Origin of the sequence: Pectobacterium polaris (genome assembly GCF_002307355.1) — a bacterium.
GTDB lineage: Bacteria > Pseudomonadota > Gammaproteobacteria > Enterobacterales > Enterobacteriaceae > Pectobacterium > Pectobacterium polare.
The window spans coordinates 2,731,105-2,748,407 of sequence record NZ_CP017481.1; the positions used below are offsets into that span (position 1 = coordinate 2,731,105).

Here is a 17,303-nt window from a genome sequence, read left to right on the forward strand (position 1 = left end):
GATATGAAGGATGTACGCATTGGGTTAATCGGCACCGGCTATATCGGTCGTGCGCATGCCATCGCCTACGCGCAGGCGCCGACGGTCTTCCCGCTGAAAGGCAATCTGGTGAAGGCGATGCTGGCAGAAGTGTCGCCGGAGCTGGCAGCCCGAAAGGCGCAGGAGTTTGGCTTCCTGCGCTCAACAGGGGACTGGCGTACGCTGGTGGCGGACCCAGACATTGACGTGGTGGATATCTGTGCGCCGAACTTTCTGCATAAGACGATGGCGATGGCGGCCATCCAGCACGGTAAGCACGTTTACTCGGAAAAACCGCTGGCGCTGAACGCGCGTGATGCCCGAGAAATGGTTGATGCCGCGCAGCAGGCCGGCGTGAAAACGCTGGTGGGCTTCAACTACATGAAGAACCCGACCTCACAGCTGGCCAAAGAGATTATCGCCAGCGGCGAGATTGGCGACGTGGTGCATTTTTACGGCACGCATAACGAAGATTATCTGGCCGATCCGAACAAACCGGCCGACTGGCACTGTTTCAAAGAAACAGCTGGGCTGGGCGCGCTGGGGGATCTTGCGGCGCATATCGTCAACATGGCGCAGTATCTGGTGGGCGATATCGCCAGCGTCTGCGGTGACCTGCAAACGGTGATTGCGCAGCGTCCGACAGCACCGGGCAGCAGCGAATTCGTGCAGGTGGAGAATGAAGATCAGGCGCATGCGATGGTGCGGTTTGCCAGCGGTGCACGCGGCGTGATTGAAACGTCGCGCATCGCCTGCGGCCGCAAAATGGGTCTGACCTATGTCGTGACCGGCACGAAAGGCACGCTGAGTTTCACGCAGGAACGCATGGCAGAGCTGAAGCTCTATCGACATGACGAACCGGCGAATCGACAGGGATTTAAAACGCTGCTGACCGGGCCGCAGCATCCTGACTATGCAGCTTTTTGCGCCAGCGCCGGACACGGTATTGGCTTTAACGATCAGAAAACGGTAGAGGTGCGCGATCTGATCGACGGTATTGCGGCTGACGTCCCGATGTGGCCGGATTTCGAAGAGGGCTGGAAAGTCTCGCGAGTTCTGGATGCGATTGTGCAGTCACACGAAACGGCGCGCTGGGTGAACGTGGACGAGGTGAGCTAATACGCCAGCTGACGTGATTTCTTCTTTTTTGCAGGATTTTTTACAGGATTGGCCGCTATGAATAAGGAAAAGACGTTTGATGTGATTTGCATGGGGCGCGTTGCTGTCGATCTGTACGGGCAGCAAATCGGCGCGCGTCTGGAAGATATGGGCAGCTTTGCCAAGTATCTGGGCGGGTCGTCGGGCAACGTGGCTTACGGCACGGCGCGACAGGGGTTACGTTCTTCTATGCTGGCGCGGGTGGGCGACGAGCATATGGGGCGCTTCCTGCGTGAAGAGTTGAATCAGGTCGGCTGCGATACCAGCCATTTGATTACCGATAAGGAACGTCTGACGGCGCTGGTGCTGTTGGGCATCAAAGATCGCGATACCTTTCCGCTGATTTTCTACCGCGACAACTGCGCCGATATGGCGATTTCGCCGGAGGATTTCACCGAGGATTACATCGCGTCGTCACGCTGTCTGGCGATTACCGGCACGCATCTCTCTCACCCTAACACGCGCGAAGCGGTGCTGACGGCGCTGCAATACGCGCGGCGCAACGGGGTGAAGACGGCGTTGGATATCGACTACCGTCCTGTGCTCTGGGGGCTGACATCGCTGGGCGATGGCGAAACCCGTTTTGTTGAAGCGCAGGCGGTCACGGAGCAGTTACAGCAGGTGCTGTCGCTGTTCGATGTGATTGTCGGCACTGAGGAGGAGTTCCACATTGCGGGCGGCAGTACGGATACCTTGCAAGCGCTACGCACGGTGCGGCAGCACACGCAGGCGGAACTGGTGTGCAAACGCGGGGCGCTGGGCTGCTCGGTGTTTAGCGATGCGATTCCTGACCATCTGGATAAAGGCATCACGATCAAAGGCGTGCGCGTGGATGTACTGAACGTGCTGGGGGCAGGCGATGCGTTTATGTCCGGTCTGCTGCGCGGCTACCTCAACGGAGAAGGCTGGGAAAAAGCCTGTGCGTACGCCAATGCCTGCGGCGCACTGGTGGTGTCACGCCACGGCTGCGCGCCAGCTATGCCAAGTAAGATCGAACTGGATAACTATTTAGCCCGCGCGGCAAGCGTCCCGCGTCCCGATTTGGACGAAGAACTTAACCATCTGCATCGTGTTACGACACGTCGTAAACAGTGGCATGAGCTGTGTGTGATCGCGTTCGATCACCGCAGCCAGTTGGAAGACATGGCGCTGAACTGCGGCACAGAAATCAGCCGTATTCCGGCACTGAAAAAGCTGATTCTGCGTGCCAGCTATGACGCGGCGCAGCAGGCAGGGCTTGACGGCAAAGCGGGTCTGCTGTGCGATGGCACGTTCGGACAGGATGCGCTGAATGACATCACCGGAAAAGGCTGGTGGATTGGCCGGCCGATTGAGCTGCCGGGATCGCGCCCGTTAATGATGGAGCGCGGCAATATTGGCTCACAGTTGGTGAGCTGGCCGCTAGAGCACGTAGTGAAATGTCTGGTGTTCTTCCACCCGGAAGATGCCCACGCGCTGCGGCGCGAGCAGGAAATGAAGGTGATGGAGGTCTATCAGGCCTGTCGCCAGTCCGGCCATGAACTGCTGCTTGAAGTTATTCTGCCTGCGGGGATGCCGCATAGCGATACGCTTTATCTGCGCGCGATTCAACGCTTCTACAACCTTGGCGTGCGGCCAGACTGGTGGAAACTGCCGCCGCTGTCCTCCGAAGGTTGGGCACAGCTTACGCCGCTGCTGGCGCAGCGCGATCCTTACTGTCGGGGCGTGGTGATTCTGGGGCTGGATGCGCCGCTGGAAACGTTGCAGCAGGGTTTCAGCGCCGCCGTAGGCTTCCCGATTGTGAAAGGCTTTGCTGTCGGTCGCACCCTGTTTGCCCAGCCAGCACAAAAGTGGCTGCGTAACGAGATCGATGACGCCGAATTGATTGAGCAAGTTAAACATAACTACCTGCAACTGATCGCCGTCTGGCGTCAGCGCGGTTAACCCATTCTATGTGTTTGAATAAGGGACATAACATGAGCGTTCAACTTGGTATTAATCCACTCACCTGGACCAATGACGATCTGCCTTCTCTGGGCGCGGACACCCCGCTGGAAACCTGTCTGAGCGAAGGGCGACAGGCGGGTTTCGCCGGTTTTGAATTAGGTAATAAATTCCCGCGTCAGGCCAGCGTGCTGGGGCCGATCCTGCAAGCGCACGATCTGCGCTTAGTCTCCGGCTGGTATTCCGGCGAACTGCTCACTCGTTCAGTAGAAGAAGAGATTGACGCGGTGCAGGGGCATCTGGCGTTGCTGCGCGACCTCGGCGCGACGGTGCTGGTGTTTGCCGAAGTCACGGGCGCGATTCACGGCGACCAACAGAAACCGGTCCATCTGCGTCCGCGTTTCCCCGAAGAGCGCTGGTCGGAATACGGCAAAAAACTGACCGAGTTTGCGCGTTACACGCAAAGTCAGGGCGTGCAGATTGCCTATCATCACCATATGGGCACGGTGATTGAAAGCGCGCAGGACGTGGATAATCTGATGGAACATACCGGGCCGGAAGTGGGGCTGCTGCTGGATACCGGACACTTGACGTTCGCGGGTGCCGATCCGGTTGCAGTGGCGACGAGCTGGATTAACCGCATCAATCACGTTCACTGTAAAGACATTCGCCCTGACGTGCTGAAAGACGTGAAAAACCGTAAGACCAGTTTTCTGGACGCGGTGCTGAGCGGCGTCTTTACCGTACCGGGCGATGGTTGCGTCGATTATCCAGCGGTGTTCAGCATCCTGAAAGCCCATAATTACAGTGGATGGCTGGTGGTCGAAGCGGAACAGGATCCGGCCGTCGCGCATCCGCTGACGTACGCGACACTGGGCTACAATAACTTGCAGCGTTTCGCCCAGCAGGCGGAATTGATCTGATTCGTGGTGATACCCCCGCATATTCAAGCTGCCAGCCGACCAACGTGCAGGCAGCTTGAGGTAGGGGGAGATAAGGAGGCAAAAGATGTCCCGACTGTTATCACGCCATCGTACCCCTGACGAACACGGGCGTACGCAGCACATCACACCGGAAACGGCGGGCTGGCGATACGTGGGGTTCGAGGTCTATCAACTGGCACCGGAACAAGTGCTATCTCTGCCCGCCAGCGATAGCGAACGCTGTCTGGTGCTGGTCAGCGGCAAGGCAACGGTGGTCACGCCGGGTGAGCGCTTCGAGCAGATTGGTGACAGAATGAGCCCGTTTGAGCGCAGAAAACCCTATGCGGTTTATGTCACGACTGGCGAGACGATTACGGTGACGGCGCACACGGCGCTGGAACTGGCAGTTTGCGCCGCTCCGGGGTTCGGCACGCATCCGACCCGGCTGATCGCCCCTCAGGATATCGACGCCGAGCAGCGTGGCGTCGGCAATAACCAGCGCTATGTACATAATATTTTGCCGGAGGACAAAGCGGCCGACAGCCTGCTGGTGGTCGAAGTCTACACCGATGAAGGCTGCACCAGTTCCTATCCCAGCCACAAGCACGATGTCGATAATCCGCCGCAGGAAACCTATCTGGAAGAAACCTACTACCATCGTTTGAACCCAGAACAGGGATTCTGCCTGCAACGCGTCTATACCGATGACCGGTCATTAGATGAATGTATGGCGGTGTACGATAGGGACGTGGTGCAGGTGCCGCGCGGCTACCATCCGGTTGCCACCATTGCAGGCTATGACAGCTACTATCTGAATGTAATGGCCGGCCCGACGCGCCAGTGGCGTTTCACCTGGGAAGCCGATCATCAGTGGATCAACAGCCCCGAGTATGCGGATAAGCATAGGCAGGGATAGCAATAATCGTATTGCCGTAAGGCGATAGTGAACGTATCTGGCATAGCACCTCTCTGTTTTGCGGGGCGTATGCCAGTTTTACGTTTGGTCAGTGCATTTTCTCATTTAAACCTACCGTCTCTATTGGGCTACTCGTTATATTGCCTCGCAAGCATCATAAGGAATGGCGGTAAGGGATTCATGGATGACATAAAAATCTCTGCGTTAGCGGAGGCTGTTGCTGAGGCGATAAAGGATATTGTTTATAACGCGATAACTGCTGGCCTGATGAAATCGGTGACCCCAGCAGTATTTTTTACGGCAGGTTCTCCCGGTGCTGGCAAGTCTGAGTTGATTAACCAAAGGCTCCGCGTTTTTTCTAATATTCTGGTGATAGATGCTGATGAGTTTCGCCGGCTATTGCCTTACTACGAAGAAACCAATGCGCCACTCTTTCAGCGTGCAGCGTCGAATCTTGTTGAATATGTCTACATGAAAGCGACAGCCGAAGGCTTAGACATCATCATGGATTCAAATTTTGCGAGTTTTAAGATCGCTGAGTTCAATCTCTCTCTGGCTTTAGGTCGTGGTTATTTAACGGCTATTGATTATGTCTATTTGGATCCTGCACTCGCTTGGGCGTATGCCAGACAGCGAAAGCGCAAGGTACCGTTGAGTGTACTAAAGAATAACTTCATGACGTGTCGCTCGACGATTAAGAAGGTGTTGAAGGATGAACGATTTATAGGAAGGGTACAGGTGACGGTGTATTACCGTGAAAAAGACTTTACGCAGCCCAATAAATTTAACGTTACTCGTATCAGAAATATTAAAACAGAGACGGAGTTTTTGAACTCGCATCGCTGTCCCTATACTAAACTTGCCCACCTTAATGTCATCGCTGTATAATAAATATCCAGACTTAAGGAGCGATTATGTCATCAAAATCCGAAGCCATACGGGAGAGAAATGCGTTTTCTCTTGCCGATCTCTATGGTGAAGACATTTCCCCTGATGCCGCAGATGCTGACATGGCTGCCTTCGAACGTTCTATGGATGATATGCTCCCTGTATTACTTTCCGCTAGTGCAGAGAAAACGGATCTCACCACCGATTCGCTGAGAAAAAAACGTGCCGTTGCAGCTAAAACTGATGAGACTGCCTTAGTGGAACATATTGTTTTGGTAGAAAATTCAGGAATGCACAGGGATAGTGAAACAAGGCGTCGACGGAATAAACCGGTATTTTCTTCCAGATTCAAAAGTAAGTGATAAATCGGCTTCACATCAGAAGCCGATTTCAATTCATCGAACCGCATTACCATTCTATTTCTAGATTACCCTACTTCTAGCGTCGTTCCCGCCATTCCAACGTGCCTGCTTTCAAATAGCCAATGTGGCTGGCCATCAGTTCGGCTTCTTGTTCGCTGTGTGTGACTAAGAGCGCGGTTTGTCCAGCGTCGCGCAGGATGTCGCGTACTTCCTGTCCCAGTCGTTTGCGGCTGTCGGGGTCGAGGCTGGATAGGGGTTCGTCGAGCAGCAGCACGGCAGGTTGCGGGGCCAGCGCCCGCGCGAGTGCAATACGCTGCTGTTGTCCGCCGGACATTTCATGCGGATAGCGCTGTGCCAGCGAGATAAGATCGACCAACTCAAGCATGGTGCGGACGCGCGACTGCTGAAGATCCTTCGGCTGTTTTCTCAGGCCAAAGGCAATATTCTGCTCGGCGGTCAGATGGGGAAACAATGCGTAGTCCTGAAATACCATCCCGACGTTGCGCTGTTCCGGCGGCAGATGCACATTCGGGCCAGCCACACAGCGTCCGCCGACGTGAATCGTTCCCTGAGTCAGGTGCTCAAAACCCGCAATCGCGCGTAAAGCCGTGGTTTTACCGCATCCTGATGCGCCCAGCAGACAGGCCAGTTCGCCCGCGGCAACTTCCATAGAAAAACCGTTCAGCACGTGATGCACATTGTGTTTGTGCCCGTAGGCGACGTGGACATTATTCAGAACGAGTGTAGCCTCAGACACCTTGACTCTTCCTCATGATTTTCATTCTTTCTCAACCGACGTTTTTAGCTGACTGCGGGCCAGCAGCACAACGGGCAGCGTACCCGCCAGCACGATCAGCAGTGCGGCAATCGCGCCTTCTTCGTAGGTGCCTCTGGCGGCTTCGGCATACAAAACGGTCGCCAGCGTTTCGAAATTAACCGGCCGCAGCAGCAGCGTGGCGGGGAGCTCTTTCATCGCATCGGCAAACACCAGCAGCGCACTGGTCACCAGCGCCGGACGCAGCAGGGGAAGGTGCACGCGGAAAAAGGTGACGAATTCACTTTCGCCCAGCAGACGCGATGCCTGTTCCATCACCGGGGGGATGCGCGTCAGCCCGGCATCAAGTGCACCAATCCCAATCGCCATAAAGCGAATAGCGCAGCAGACCACTAGCAGGATACCGGCGGAAAGCAGCGGCAATCCCTTATAGCCTATCAAGTCGGCGAGGAAATTATCCGTCGCCATGCCGGGCGTCAGCATGCCAATCGCCAGTACCGTACCGGGAACGGCATAGCCCAGCGAGGCAATTCTCAGTAGGGTGCGGCGGCGTTCTGGTGAGCGATCATTGATAGCTGAATGACGGGCATACCACGCAATAATCAGGCTAACGAATGTGACGACCAGCGTGACGCCAACGGCCAGCAGAAGCGAGTTCTGCAACGACTGTATCAGGCCAGCGGAGATCGTCACGCTATCGCCCAATCGCTTGGCGCTTTCCCATGCCAAAAAGAGGGCAGGGGCGATGAAGCCGAGCAGGATAGGCAACGCGGTCGCACAGGTCGCCAACCAGGCGCGTACACCTTTCAGCGGTGCGGGCATGATGCCGCGCATCTGCCGGCTGGTACCGTAGCGCTGGTTTTTCCGGCCATAATATTCCAGCGTCAACAACAGGATGACCACCGTCAGCATCGTGCAGGCAATTTGCGCGGCGGCGGGTAAATCCGAGCGGGTGACCCAGGTGGTGTAAACCGTCACGGTCAGCGTATTGACCCCAAGAAATTCGGAGGCACCAATGTCATTCAACGTTTCCAGCAAGGCCAGACTGGTGCCGACGGCTAACGCAGGGCGCGCCATTGGCAAGGCGACGTGCAGGAAGGTGCCCGTTGCGCTCAAACCCAGCGTGCGAGCGGCTTCCAGCAAATGTGCCGGCTGGCTGATAAACATCGCGCGCATAGTCAGATAAACGTACGGATAGAGCACCAGCCCGAGCAGCAGAATCGCGCCCGTCATGGAGCGCAGATCCGGCAGGCGGAACTGACGCGGACTGTCGTAGCCCAGCACACTGCGGATCGCTTCCTGAATCGGCCCTATAGGATGCAGCAGATCGAGCCAGGCAAAAGCGACAATGTAGGTTGGCATCGCCAGCGGTAGCAGCAGCGCCCAGCTAACGAACTGTCTGCCGGGGAAATCAAACGCGGTCACCAGCCAGGCGCAGCCAGCACCAATCACCATGACGAGTGCGCCGACGCCGACGAGCAGAATGAGCGTGTTGAGTGCGGCATCGGGCAGCACGTAGCGCATCAGGTGATCCCAATGGCCAACACCCGCGCCAGCTGCTAGCCAAAGCAGGGAAACCAGCGGAGCCAGTACGCCGAGTGCAATGATGACGGCAGCGATGCGAAGCGGAGAAAAAAAGAGGCGCGGCCGCCCGAAGGCGCCGCGCATGGTTGACGAACCGGTCTTATTGATCGAATCCAACTTTATCTACCAACTGACTGGCCTGTTTACGGAATTTAACGATGTCGGTCAGCGGAGTGCTATCCACATTAACTTCACCAATCGTGCTGCTAATGGTGGAGTCCAGCGTGACGCCTTTGCGAACCGGATATTCGTAGTTTGCCTGTGCGTAGATCTGCTGAGCCGGCGCGGAGACCAGATACTCCATCAATTTCACGGCCTGATCTTTATGCGGAGCATGACGTGCAACGGCTGCACCGCTGATATTGACGTGTGTGCCGCCGTTTTCAAATGTAGGTTGAACGACTTTGATGGCATCGCCCCATTTACGGGCATCGGTGCCTTCTTTGGCGTTCTTCATATGGCCGACATAATACGAGTTCGCCAGACCTACATCGCAGATGCCGCCGAGGATGTCGCGCGCCACGTCACGGTCACCGCCAGTCGCTTTACGCGCCAGGTTGTCTTTCACACCGCGCAGCCAGGTTTCGGTTTTGGCTTCACCGTGGTGGGCAATCATCGCAGCAACCAGTGCGGTATTGTAAGGGTGTTGACCCGCACGGATACACACTTTGCCTTTCCATTTCGGATCGGCCAGATCTTCGTAAGTGATGCCGGTCAGCGGCAGTGATTTTTCTGCATAGAGCACGCGAGAGCGCATCGACAGACCAAACCATTGGTTATCTTTGTCACGCAGCGCCGCCGGGATAGCCTCGGTTAATGCACTGGACTGAATTGGCTGTGTGACACCGGCTTCTACCAGATCGATCAGGTTACCGGCATCAACGGTCATCAGCAGGTCAGCCGGTGAGTTTTGGCCTTCTGCCTTCACTCGCTCCAGCATGCCGTCCTTGATGAACACGGTATTGACTTTAACCGACGTCTCTTTGGTGAACGCATCCAGCAGCGGCTGAATCAGGCCGGGCTCACGCGTGGTATAGAGCGTCAGAGAGTCATCTGCGGCAGCAGCGGGCAGTGCATAGGCAACCATTAGCGATGAGGCTAGCGTCAGCAGGCGCGCTTTTTTGCGCAGAACAGACAGTGTTTTTGACATGTTATTATCTTCTCCAGAGTGAATGTGGGGCTAAATTAATAAAATAAGGAGATATTTTCTGCAGGTGACAAAAACTATATATGATAATCACTCTTGTTTTCAATCTCATTAAGCTGCGCGGTCCGCGATCGTGATGAGGGTCAACATATGGGCTCATCGGGAGAAAGCGGCTGCGTTATTTTTCAGCACGTTGATAAACATAGCAGTGATTGATTATGTTGCGTGAGGTGAGCGCTATGGCGTCTGGCTTTCGGCCAGCCTGCTGATATGCATGGTCAGCCAGGTAAGCTCTTCTTTCGGCAAGGCCATTTGGTATTTTTCCTGCACGTAATCCCTGATGGCCCAGGAAATCGCCATCGCGTCAGGATAGTGTTTCAGCAGTTCCTGATAGAAATCGTCTGTGCGTCCAGGTGCGATTTTGCGGGCAATGACCCGTTCGGAGAAATAGCGTAGATGGGTGATAAAACGGAGATAATCGACGGCGTTGACATCAATATTCTTGTTTAATTTGTAGCGGACAATCTCCGCCAGACGATTCACCAGTTGAACCTGCTGGTGGGCATCGGCAATTTCGGCGCTGCCGGCGGCATTGATGAGGTGGAATGCGATATTGATGGCTTCGTCATCGGGCAGCGTAACGTTAAAGCGCGCCGACACGCGATCTTTTGCCTGCACGCCGAGGGCGTACTCTTTTTGGTAATAGCGTTTTACTTCCCAACTGAGTTTATTGATGAAGTGGTTGCCCGTTTTGCTACGTTCAACCGCAAAATAGAGATGTTCCGCCAGCGTAAAGAACAGCACCGAATTAAGTTTTTCGGCGTACTGACTTTGCGCCAGCGTGACGATCTCATGCGTGATGTCAAAAAAAGCCGCAGGAATGGTGTCGGGCAATGAAAGAAAATGCCGTGATTTCAGGTTTTCCAGCGGAATGAAAACCTGCTCAACGTGCGTCACATCAATCAATGAACCGGGTTTGGCACCAAATCCGATGCCTTTACCCAACAGGATCATCTCCTGCTGTTCATGGTCGACTAACAGCATGCTGTTATTTAACGCTTTTTTCACTTTAATCACGTTTTTCTTCCAATCATGCTGGTTTTCTCATTACGTTTTTCCAATCACCGTCTTTCCTGTCATTGCTCACGTAGCCTGCGGCAGCGCTGTCTGTCAGGTGAGATCGGCACCGTTGGTCGCGATGACCTTCTGATACCAGTAGAACGAATCCTTCCTCAGCCGCGCCAGAGAACCGTTGCCCTCATCATCCTGATCGACATAGATAAAGCCATAGCGTTTGGACATTTGTGATGTTCCCGCGCTGATGATGTCAATCGCGCCCCAACTGGTGAACCCCATCAGTTCAACGCCTTCACCAATCGCTTCACGCATTTGCTCGAAATGTGAACGGAAGTAGTCAACGCGGTAAGGATCGTGGATTTTGCCGTTTTCGACAACGTCTTTCGCACCCAGCCCATTTTCTACAATAAACAGCGGCTTCTGGTAGCGATCGTAAAGCTCCAGCAGGGAAATTTTCAGCCCAACTGGGTCGATCTGCCATCCCCAGTCTGAGGCCGGCAGGTACGGATTTTTCACGCCCAGAACGGTATTGCCCGGAATTCTTTCGGCGTCCGGCTGCGTGGACTCGGTGAGCGACATGTAATAGCTGAACGACACAAAATCAACGGTGTGCTGCTTGAGAATAGCCAGATCGTCGGGCTGCATGGTGATGTGAATGCCGCGTCGTTCAAGGTCGCGCTTGATGAGCGGCGGATATTCACCGAACACCTGCACATCGGCATAAAAGTAGTTTTCGAGATTCTTTTTCAGCGCGGCTTCGACATCTTCCGGGCGGCAAGAGTGCGGATAGGTCGTCAGCTTGGTCAGCATACAACCGACCTGGCTGCCTGGGATTTTTTCATGGCAGTCGCGGGTGACGATAGCCGAGGCAACAAACTGGTGATGCAGCCCCTGATAAATATCCTGTTTGGCCTGCCCCGGTGCGCTTTTTTCTTCACGAATACCCGCGGTGGTAAACGGGTGGCGATGGATACTGTCGATCTCGTTAAAGGTCAGCCAGTAGCGCACCAGATCTTTATAGCGATCGAAGCAGACATTGCTGAAGCGTACGAAGGCATCCAGCACGTTGCGGTGCACCCAGCCATTGTATTTCTCACTCAGCGCCAGCGGCATTTCGTAGTGTGAAAGCGTCACCAGCGGTTCGATGCCGTGCTTGCGCATCTCGCGGAACAGATCGTCGTAAAATTGTAAACCGGCCTCATTCGGCGCGCTGTCTTCTCCGGTTGGAAAGATGCGCGACCAGGCGATAGAGACGCGCAGCACCTTGAAGCCCATTTCGGCAAACAGCGCCAGATCGCCTTGGTAGCGGTGGTAAAAATCGATGCCGCGCCGCTTGGGATAGAACGCGTCATTTTTTCCGTTGAGCGCGTCGGCGATGTTTTCATCTGTCAGCGCCATGTGGGCATGGTAATTCTTCAAGTCGAGATTCGGCTTCCAGGTAATGGCGTCCGCGACCGACGGCCCCTTGCCGTCTTCATTCCATGCGCCTTCGGCCTGATTCGCGGCAATCGCGCCGCCCCATAAAAAGTGTTCCGGGAATGCGATGTTTTTATCCATTACACAGACTCCTTTAAGGTCATGATGATGGTGTGGGGATGGATGACGACGTCAGTGGCTTCCGGTATCACGCGAAAGCGCTCGCTGTTGGTGATAACCATCATGACGACGGGATCGTAACCCGCCGCGATGAGGCTATCGAGGTCAAATTCAACGAGGACATCGCCGGTATTAACCTGTTGGCCGGCCGTGACTTTCGGCTGAAAGCCCTGACCATTGAGTTTGATGGTATCGATACCGATATGAAAAATCAGTTCGGCACCGCTGTCGGTGAGCATGCTGACGGCGTGGCCGGTTTCAAACACGTTCTCAATGGTGCCGCTCGCCGGCGCGTAGAGCACGCCTTTCTCGGGGATGATGGCGATGCCGTCACCCATAATACGTTTGGAGAAGATCTCATCATTCACGTTGTCCAGCGCAATCACTTTTCCTTCAATCGGGCTGGCGAACTGGCATTCGGTCATCGCGTGATGAGTTTCTTCTACGGCGACGACGGGCTTCTCTTCCCGCCAGAGGAACAGGGCGGAGAGAAAGGCGATGACAAAAGAGAGCGCGGCACCGGCGATGGCGTAGACGATATTCCAGCTATTTTCCGGTGAGATAAACATGGAGATGCTAGCCAGACCGGGGCCAACCAGCGCAAAGGCTTCAATCGCCATCCAACCGATAAACGCACCGCCGACCAGGCTACCCGCGATCACGCTGTAGAGCGCCTTTTTATTCAGCAGCGTAATCCCGTATAGCGCGGGTTCGGTGATGCCGAACAGGGCGGAAATACCGGCTGAAATCGCCGTCGATTTTAGCGTTTTGTCTTTGCTCTTGAGCGCAATCGCCATGCAGGCACCCGATTCGGCAATGTTGTGCGCGAGCGACGCAGGCAGATAGAGCATTTCCTTACCAAACTGGCTCAAGGAGGAAACGGCATAGGGCAGCATCGGCTTATGCATCCCTGAGGCCACCATGAAGGGCAGCGCAGCGGCGAGCAACCCCGTCGCCACAAAGCCCAGCTTGCTGTACAGCCAGAGGATCACGCTAGCCAGACCCGCACCGAGTTCATAACCGAGCGGGCCAAGCACCAGCAGCGTGACGGGAACGGTAACCAACAGCGACAGCATCGGTGATAGGAAAATACGCAGCGCGCTCGGCGAGTAGCGGTTGAAGAGCTTTTCGGTTTGCGCATAGAAAATGACGCACAGTATCGCCGGGAAAACCTGCGACGCGTAAGCGACGTTTTTCAAGTCGAGGGAGAGAAATTCCGCGCCTTCCGCCAGTTGCTTAGACATGGCCGGCAGCACCATCACAGAGACGGCGGAAACGGCAACCAGCACATTCACTTTCAACTTCATCGCGGTGGTGATACCCACCAGAATCGGCAGAAAATAGAGTGGGGCGGAACCGATGTTATCCAGCACTTTATACGTTGAGCTGTCTTTAGTGAGCCAGCCGAGCAGGTCCAGCAGCAGTAACAGCGATTTGAGCACGCCGCCGCCAGCAATCGCAGGCACCAGCGGCTGAAAAACGCTGATGATAAAATCGATAACAAAAGCTGTGCGGTTTTTTGCTGGCGCGGCGCGGCCTGTTTCCTTCCGGCCTGCTGCAAGGTTCTGCACTGCTTCGTATACCTGCATCACTTCGCCGCCGATAATCACCTGACACTGTACGTTAACTCGAACGCCCAGCACGCCCGGTACCTTTTCCAGCTCGTTCTGGTTTACTTGGCTGTTGTCATAAAGACTGAGCCGTAGCCGTGTAGAACAGTGTTCAATATGCTCAATGTTGTCAATTCCACCGACTAACGTGATGATTTTTTCAGCGGTAGTGGCATAAGCTGTCGCGTTATTATCTGCTGCTGTGTGGCTCATACGACGATTCCCCTGGTCCAGAAACGAAAAAAGACCTGAAGCACTTCCCATGATGTTGAGTGGGAGAGCTTCAGGTCTTGCCTAGAAAACTAGTTACACGCCTGTGCTGCTGTTGTAAGTCCTCGCACGCGGGAAAGTCAAACAGATCGTGCAGCCTTAATGGGTAAGTGTGATGGCAATAGCAGAATGGAGGGATTAGCCTGACGGCGCCGATGAATCTCAGGCATGTTGCATAAAACATGGCGCTTTTTAACCGATTATAGAAAACAGAACGAGATAAACTCGCCAAGTGCAAATGGGTAAGTGAGAGGCGAAAAGCACGTATGATTTCTGTAACATGAAGAGGTCATAGTAGGTAGAAGTAGTTTGCACAGATGGCGGTTTTAAATACGTCAAATGCCACGTTAATTGATTGTTTTTATTTATAATATTCATCTCTGGAATTTATTGTTATGACTGATGATTTGCTTTCTCACCTTTCGAGCGCGTTACGTTCAGAGGATACCTTCGAGGGGTTGGTTCGCCAGTTATTGGTCATGCTGGAGCTGGTCACCGATCTGGAATCGACGTACCTGACGCAGGTTGACACCGAAGCGGGTTTCCAAAATATCCTGTTTGCTCACAACACGAAAACGCTCAACATCCCTGAAGGGGCCTCGGTTCCGTGGCATGACACGTTGTGCAAGCGTGCGCTGGACGAAGGGCAAAGTTACACGCCTAACGTGGCCGAATGCTGGGGGGATTCTGAGGCGGCACAAGCGTTAGGTATTACGACTTATGCCAGTACGCCAGTGTGTATGGACAACGGGCAATTATACGGTACGCTCTGTGCTGCGAGTTCTGACCATAAGCCGCTGACAACCAAAGGTGAACAGATCCTGAGTCTATTCGCGCAGCTTATTGCTCAGCAGGTGCAGAAAGAGTGGTTGGTGCAGCAATTGACGGCCGCCAATGCCGCATTACATGAATACTCTTACACCGATTCACTGACCGGACTGCTTAATCGCCGGGGCGTGTTTTACTCGCTCGACGCGATGTTTTCTCAGGCAAAGAATGACCATCAGCAGGCGCTCATTGTATTCATTGACCTCGATGGCTTTAAGAGAATTAACGACCAGTTCGGCCACGAAGCCGGTGATATCTTCTTGCAAGAGGTCGGTCGACGCTTGCTGGCGTGGGGGAATCCGGGGGATGTTGTCGGGCGTCTTGGTGGTGATGAATTTGTCTTTGCCCGTATGGTCAACGTTGCGCCGGGAGAGAATGAACGCGTGATTTCTTCCTTCAGAGACGACATTACGCCTTTGTTACAGGGGAATTATTCACTCGGTACGGTCAGCATCGAATATTTAGGCGCAAGCATCGGGATTGTCACGGCAGATCCTTCCGTCGAGGAGCCTGGTGCTGTGATCCGTCGAGCCGATGCCGCAATGTACGCCAATAAAGTTATGCGAAAAAAAGATCAAACTCGCGCTTTTGACGTCATCACAGCACAACCGTAAATTCCTGTGCGGGGGTAATTATCTGCTCATCAGGCATCTTTGGTTGCATCCTGAGTGAGTTTGCCATCTTCTAAGTGAAGTTTGGTGGGGGAAAGGAGTTCAAACAGACGGCCGAACGGATCGGCGCCTTTGCCTGATTCCCCAGTCATAAAGTTGAAGTCCATTTCTATCAGGTACTTCAGACGTGGTACATAGCCTTCTGGTGCCTGTGCTTGTTCGATTAATGGCAGATTCTCATGGTGATCTAACACCATTTTGAAAAATTCGGTTTGTTTAAATTCGCCGCGATTCCACTCCAGTTTGCTTTGTGCCATGGCCATTGTACGCCACACTTGCTCCTGGTCATAAGCCTCGCTCCAGGCTGCACGTCGCTCATTCACTGTAAAGGTTCCGCTGTCGTCATAGGTAATCAGCGCCAGCTGTTCACGAGACAGGTCTTTGAAGGGGTTACTTCCTTGACCATTGGCGTATGCTGTAGCTTGTTTCGCTCTGGCTAATCGCTCGGGGTCATCGCTATTGGGGACTTCCGCATCGTGCGCTTTCTTACTACTGACATAGCCCATGCCGACCAGTTCATCATCCACGCTTCTGGCTCTGGCTGCTAGTGTACTGCGGTCGCTTTTGGCGTCTCTGGCTTCGGCCCTGACGGCAGCATCACTGAGCTGTTTTGCCAGCGTTGTAATACCGCTATTTTTTTTATTTGAATAACCATCAGACGCTGTAGATGCAGACTGTGTGCTTTCGGATACGTTTTCCTGCTTTTTTATCGAGCGGCTGTCATTGGTGGACTGTGCATCTGCCACCGTACTTTTTGAAAGGCTATTGAAGTTAATCATTCGTTCTCTCACTCGTTGTGATTCAGGGATAAGTAACGATTAATGTCGCTTATCCCTATTCATAAAAAACGCCTGAGCGGTTGCTCTGCTATTTTTCAGTACGGGTGTTATCTCATGGTAATTTCTACATCTGAGTCGTGAGTATTGACGTTGGCATAAGTCACCCTCAGGTCGCAGCGTGCGCCGTTGCTTGGCGTGGTGCTCTTGGTCCATTGGGGGATTTTATTTCCGATTACATACTTCACAGTATATGTCATATCAAACTGGCAAACTTTGGCTCCAACTTTGTAGCGAACATGCATTGAACCAACGTCATTGATTGGATTGGAGATCGTATATCTATCTGAATCCCCAGACTTGACGCTTTCTTTTGGCGTCGGTGAAGCATTTGCCTGCGAGAAAACTTCAGCTGTTGTCGTCGGAGAAAAAACAGCGGCAGGGGCGGAGGATGCGCCAAGATTCTTAAAGGTGACATTGAATTTCGGGCCTGCATTAGCAGCAGCTGATGCAAAAAGGGCTGTCATGAACAGTGAAGACAACAGAATATTGCTTGATTTCATTTGAAAAAACTCCATGTATTTTCATCTGTGACCACAGTCTTTTTATTCTTTCTATCCTACTACGCGGAATACGACGCTGTGTGCTGTAGCCGTAAACGCAGGCAGACCGCGTGATTTGATAATAAATCGGCATTATATAAAAAACGTTTAAGTATTTATGGTTATTTTAATAACGCTTTATAGGCCTTAAAAGTATATTTTCTTTCCATTCTTAATTT

General features: G+C 53.7%; 15 protein-coding genes. 7 read left to right on the forward strand and 8 right to left on the reverse strand.

Annotation, left to right across the window (positions count from 1 at the left end):
* Positions 1-3 precede the first annotated feature (3 nt).
* The 6 genes from BJJ97_RS12275 (at position 4) to BJJ97_RS12300 (ending at position 6,188) form a co-directional block, all read left to right on the forward strand.
* Positions 4-1,137, forward strand: coding sequence for a Gfo/Idh/MocA family protein (locus BJJ97_RS12275; RefSeq protein ID WP_095994097.1), 1,134 nt, complete (start codon positions 4-6; stop codon positions 1,135-1,137).
* Positions 1,138-1,194: 57 nt separating this feature from the next.
* The gene (locus BJJ97_RS12280; protein WP_095994098.1) at positions 1,195-3,099 is read left to right on the forward strand and encodes a bifunctional 5-dehydro-2-deoxygluconokinase/5-dehydro-2-deoxyphosphogluconate aldolase; all 1,905 of its coding nucleotides are present in this window, start codon (positions 1,195-1,197) and stop codon (positions 3,097-3,099) included.
* 32 nt (positions 3,100-3,131) lie between these two features.
* Positions 3,132-4,022 carry a myo-inosose-2 dehydratase gene (iolE, locus tag BJJ97_RS12285; RefSeq protein WP_095994099.1) on the forward strand — a complete coding sequence of 297 codons (891 nt, stop codon included), beginning with the start codon at positions 3,132-3,134 and terminating at the stop codon, positions 4,020-4,022.
* A gap of 85 nt (positions 4,023-4,107) precedes the next feature.
* Positions 4,108-4,938 (forward strand): 5-deoxy-glucuronate isomerase, encoded by an 831-nt coding sequence (gene iolB / locus BJJ97_RS12290; RefSeq protein WP_095994100.1) that lies wholly within the window; start codon positions 4,108-4,110, stop codon positions 4,936-4,938.
* Between the two features lie 180 nt (positions 4,939-5,118).
* Entirely contained in the window at positions 5,119-5,826 is a 708-nt protein-coding gene (locus tag BJJ97_RS12295) for a zeta toxin family protein (RefSeq protein WP_157910778.1), read from the forward strand.
* Positions 5,827-5,852: 26 nt separating this feature from the next.
* Entirely contained in the window at positions 5,853-6,188 is a 336-nt protein-coding gene (locus BJJ97_RS12300) for a hypothetical protein (RefSeq protein ID WP_095994102.1), read from the forward strand.
* A 76-nt stretch (positions 6,189-6,264) separates the two neighbouring features.
* Here the strand turns inward: BJJ97_RS12300 and BJJ97_RS12305 are convergent, their stop codons facing one another.
* From BJJ97_RS12305 to BJJ97_RS12330, 6 genes are all read right to left on the reverse strand, one after another.
* The gene (locus BJJ97_RS12305; protein WP_095994103.1) at positions 6,265-6,945 is read right to left on the reverse strand and encodes an ABC transporter ATP-binding protein; all 681 of its coding nucleotides are present in this window, start codon (positions 6,943-6,945) and stop codon (positions 6,265-6,267) included.
* Between the two features lie 21 nt (positions 6,946-6,966).
* Positions 6,967-8,664 (reverse strand): ABC transporter permease, encoded by a 1,698-nt coding sequence (locus BJJ97_RS12310; protein ID WP_095994104.1) that lies wholly within the window; start codon positions 8,662-8,664, stop codon positions 6,967-6,969.
* A complete protein-coding gene (locus BJJ97_RS12315) occupies positions 8,648-9,697 on the reverse strand; it encodes a Fe(3+) ABC transporter substrate-binding protein (protein ID WP_095994105.1) in 1,050 nt (349 codons plus the stop codon). Before BJJ97_RS12315 ends, BJJ97_RS12310 begins: the two co-directional genes overlap by 17 nt.
* Before the next feature lie 234 nt (positions 9,698-9,931).
* Positions 9,932-10,771: a PRD domain-containing protein gene (locus tag BJJ97_RS12320; RefSeq protein ID WP_095994106.1), complete on the reverse strand. Its 840-nt coding sequence runs from the start codon at positions 10,769-10,771 to the stop codon at positions 9,932-9,934.
* Positions 10,772-10,864: 93 nt separating this feature from the next.
* Complete coding sequence (locus BJJ97_RS12325; RefSeq protein WP_039517217.1) at positions 10,865-12,328, reverse strand: glycoside hydrolase family 1 protein; 1,464 nt, start codon at positions 12,326-12,328, stop codon at positions 10,865-10,867.
* The gene (locus tag BJJ97_RS12330) at positions 12,328-14,190 is read right to left on the reverse strand and encodes a beta-glucoside-specific PTS transporter subunit IIABC (RefSeq protein ID WP_095994107.1); all 1,863 of its coding nucleotides are present in this window, start codon (positions 14,188-14,190) and stop codon (positions 12,328-12,330) included. Before BJJ97_RS12330 ends, BJJ97_RS12325 begins: the two co-directional genes overlap by 1 nt.
* Positions 14,191-14,642: 452 nt before the next feature.
* Between BJJ97_RS12330 and BJJ97_RS12335 the strand changes: the two genes are divergently transcribed.
* Positions 14,643-15,689, forward strand: a complete 1,047-nt coding sequence (locus BJJ97_RS12335; protein WP_095994108.1) for a sensor domain-containing diguanylate cyclase — start codon at positions 14,643-14,645, stop codon at positions 15,687-15,689.
* Between the two features lie 29 nt (positions 15,690-15,718).
* Here the strand turns inward: BJJ97_RS12335 and BJJ97_RS12340 are convergent, their stop codons facing one another.
* Positions 15,719-16,525 (reverse strand): hypothetical protein, encoded by an 807-nt coding sequence (locus BJJ97_RS12340; RefSeq protein WP_095994109.1) that lies wholly within the window; start codon positions 16,523-16,525, stop codon positions 15,719-15,721.
* A 107-nt stretch (positions 16,526-16,632) separates the two neighbouring features.
* Positions 16,633-17,085, reverse strand: coding sequence for a hypothetical protein (locus tag BJJ97_RS12345; RefSeq protein WP_095995363.1), 453 nt, complete (start codon positions 17,083-17,085; stop codon positions 16,633-16,635).
* Between the last annotated feature and the right edge of the window lie 218 nt (positions 17,086-17,303).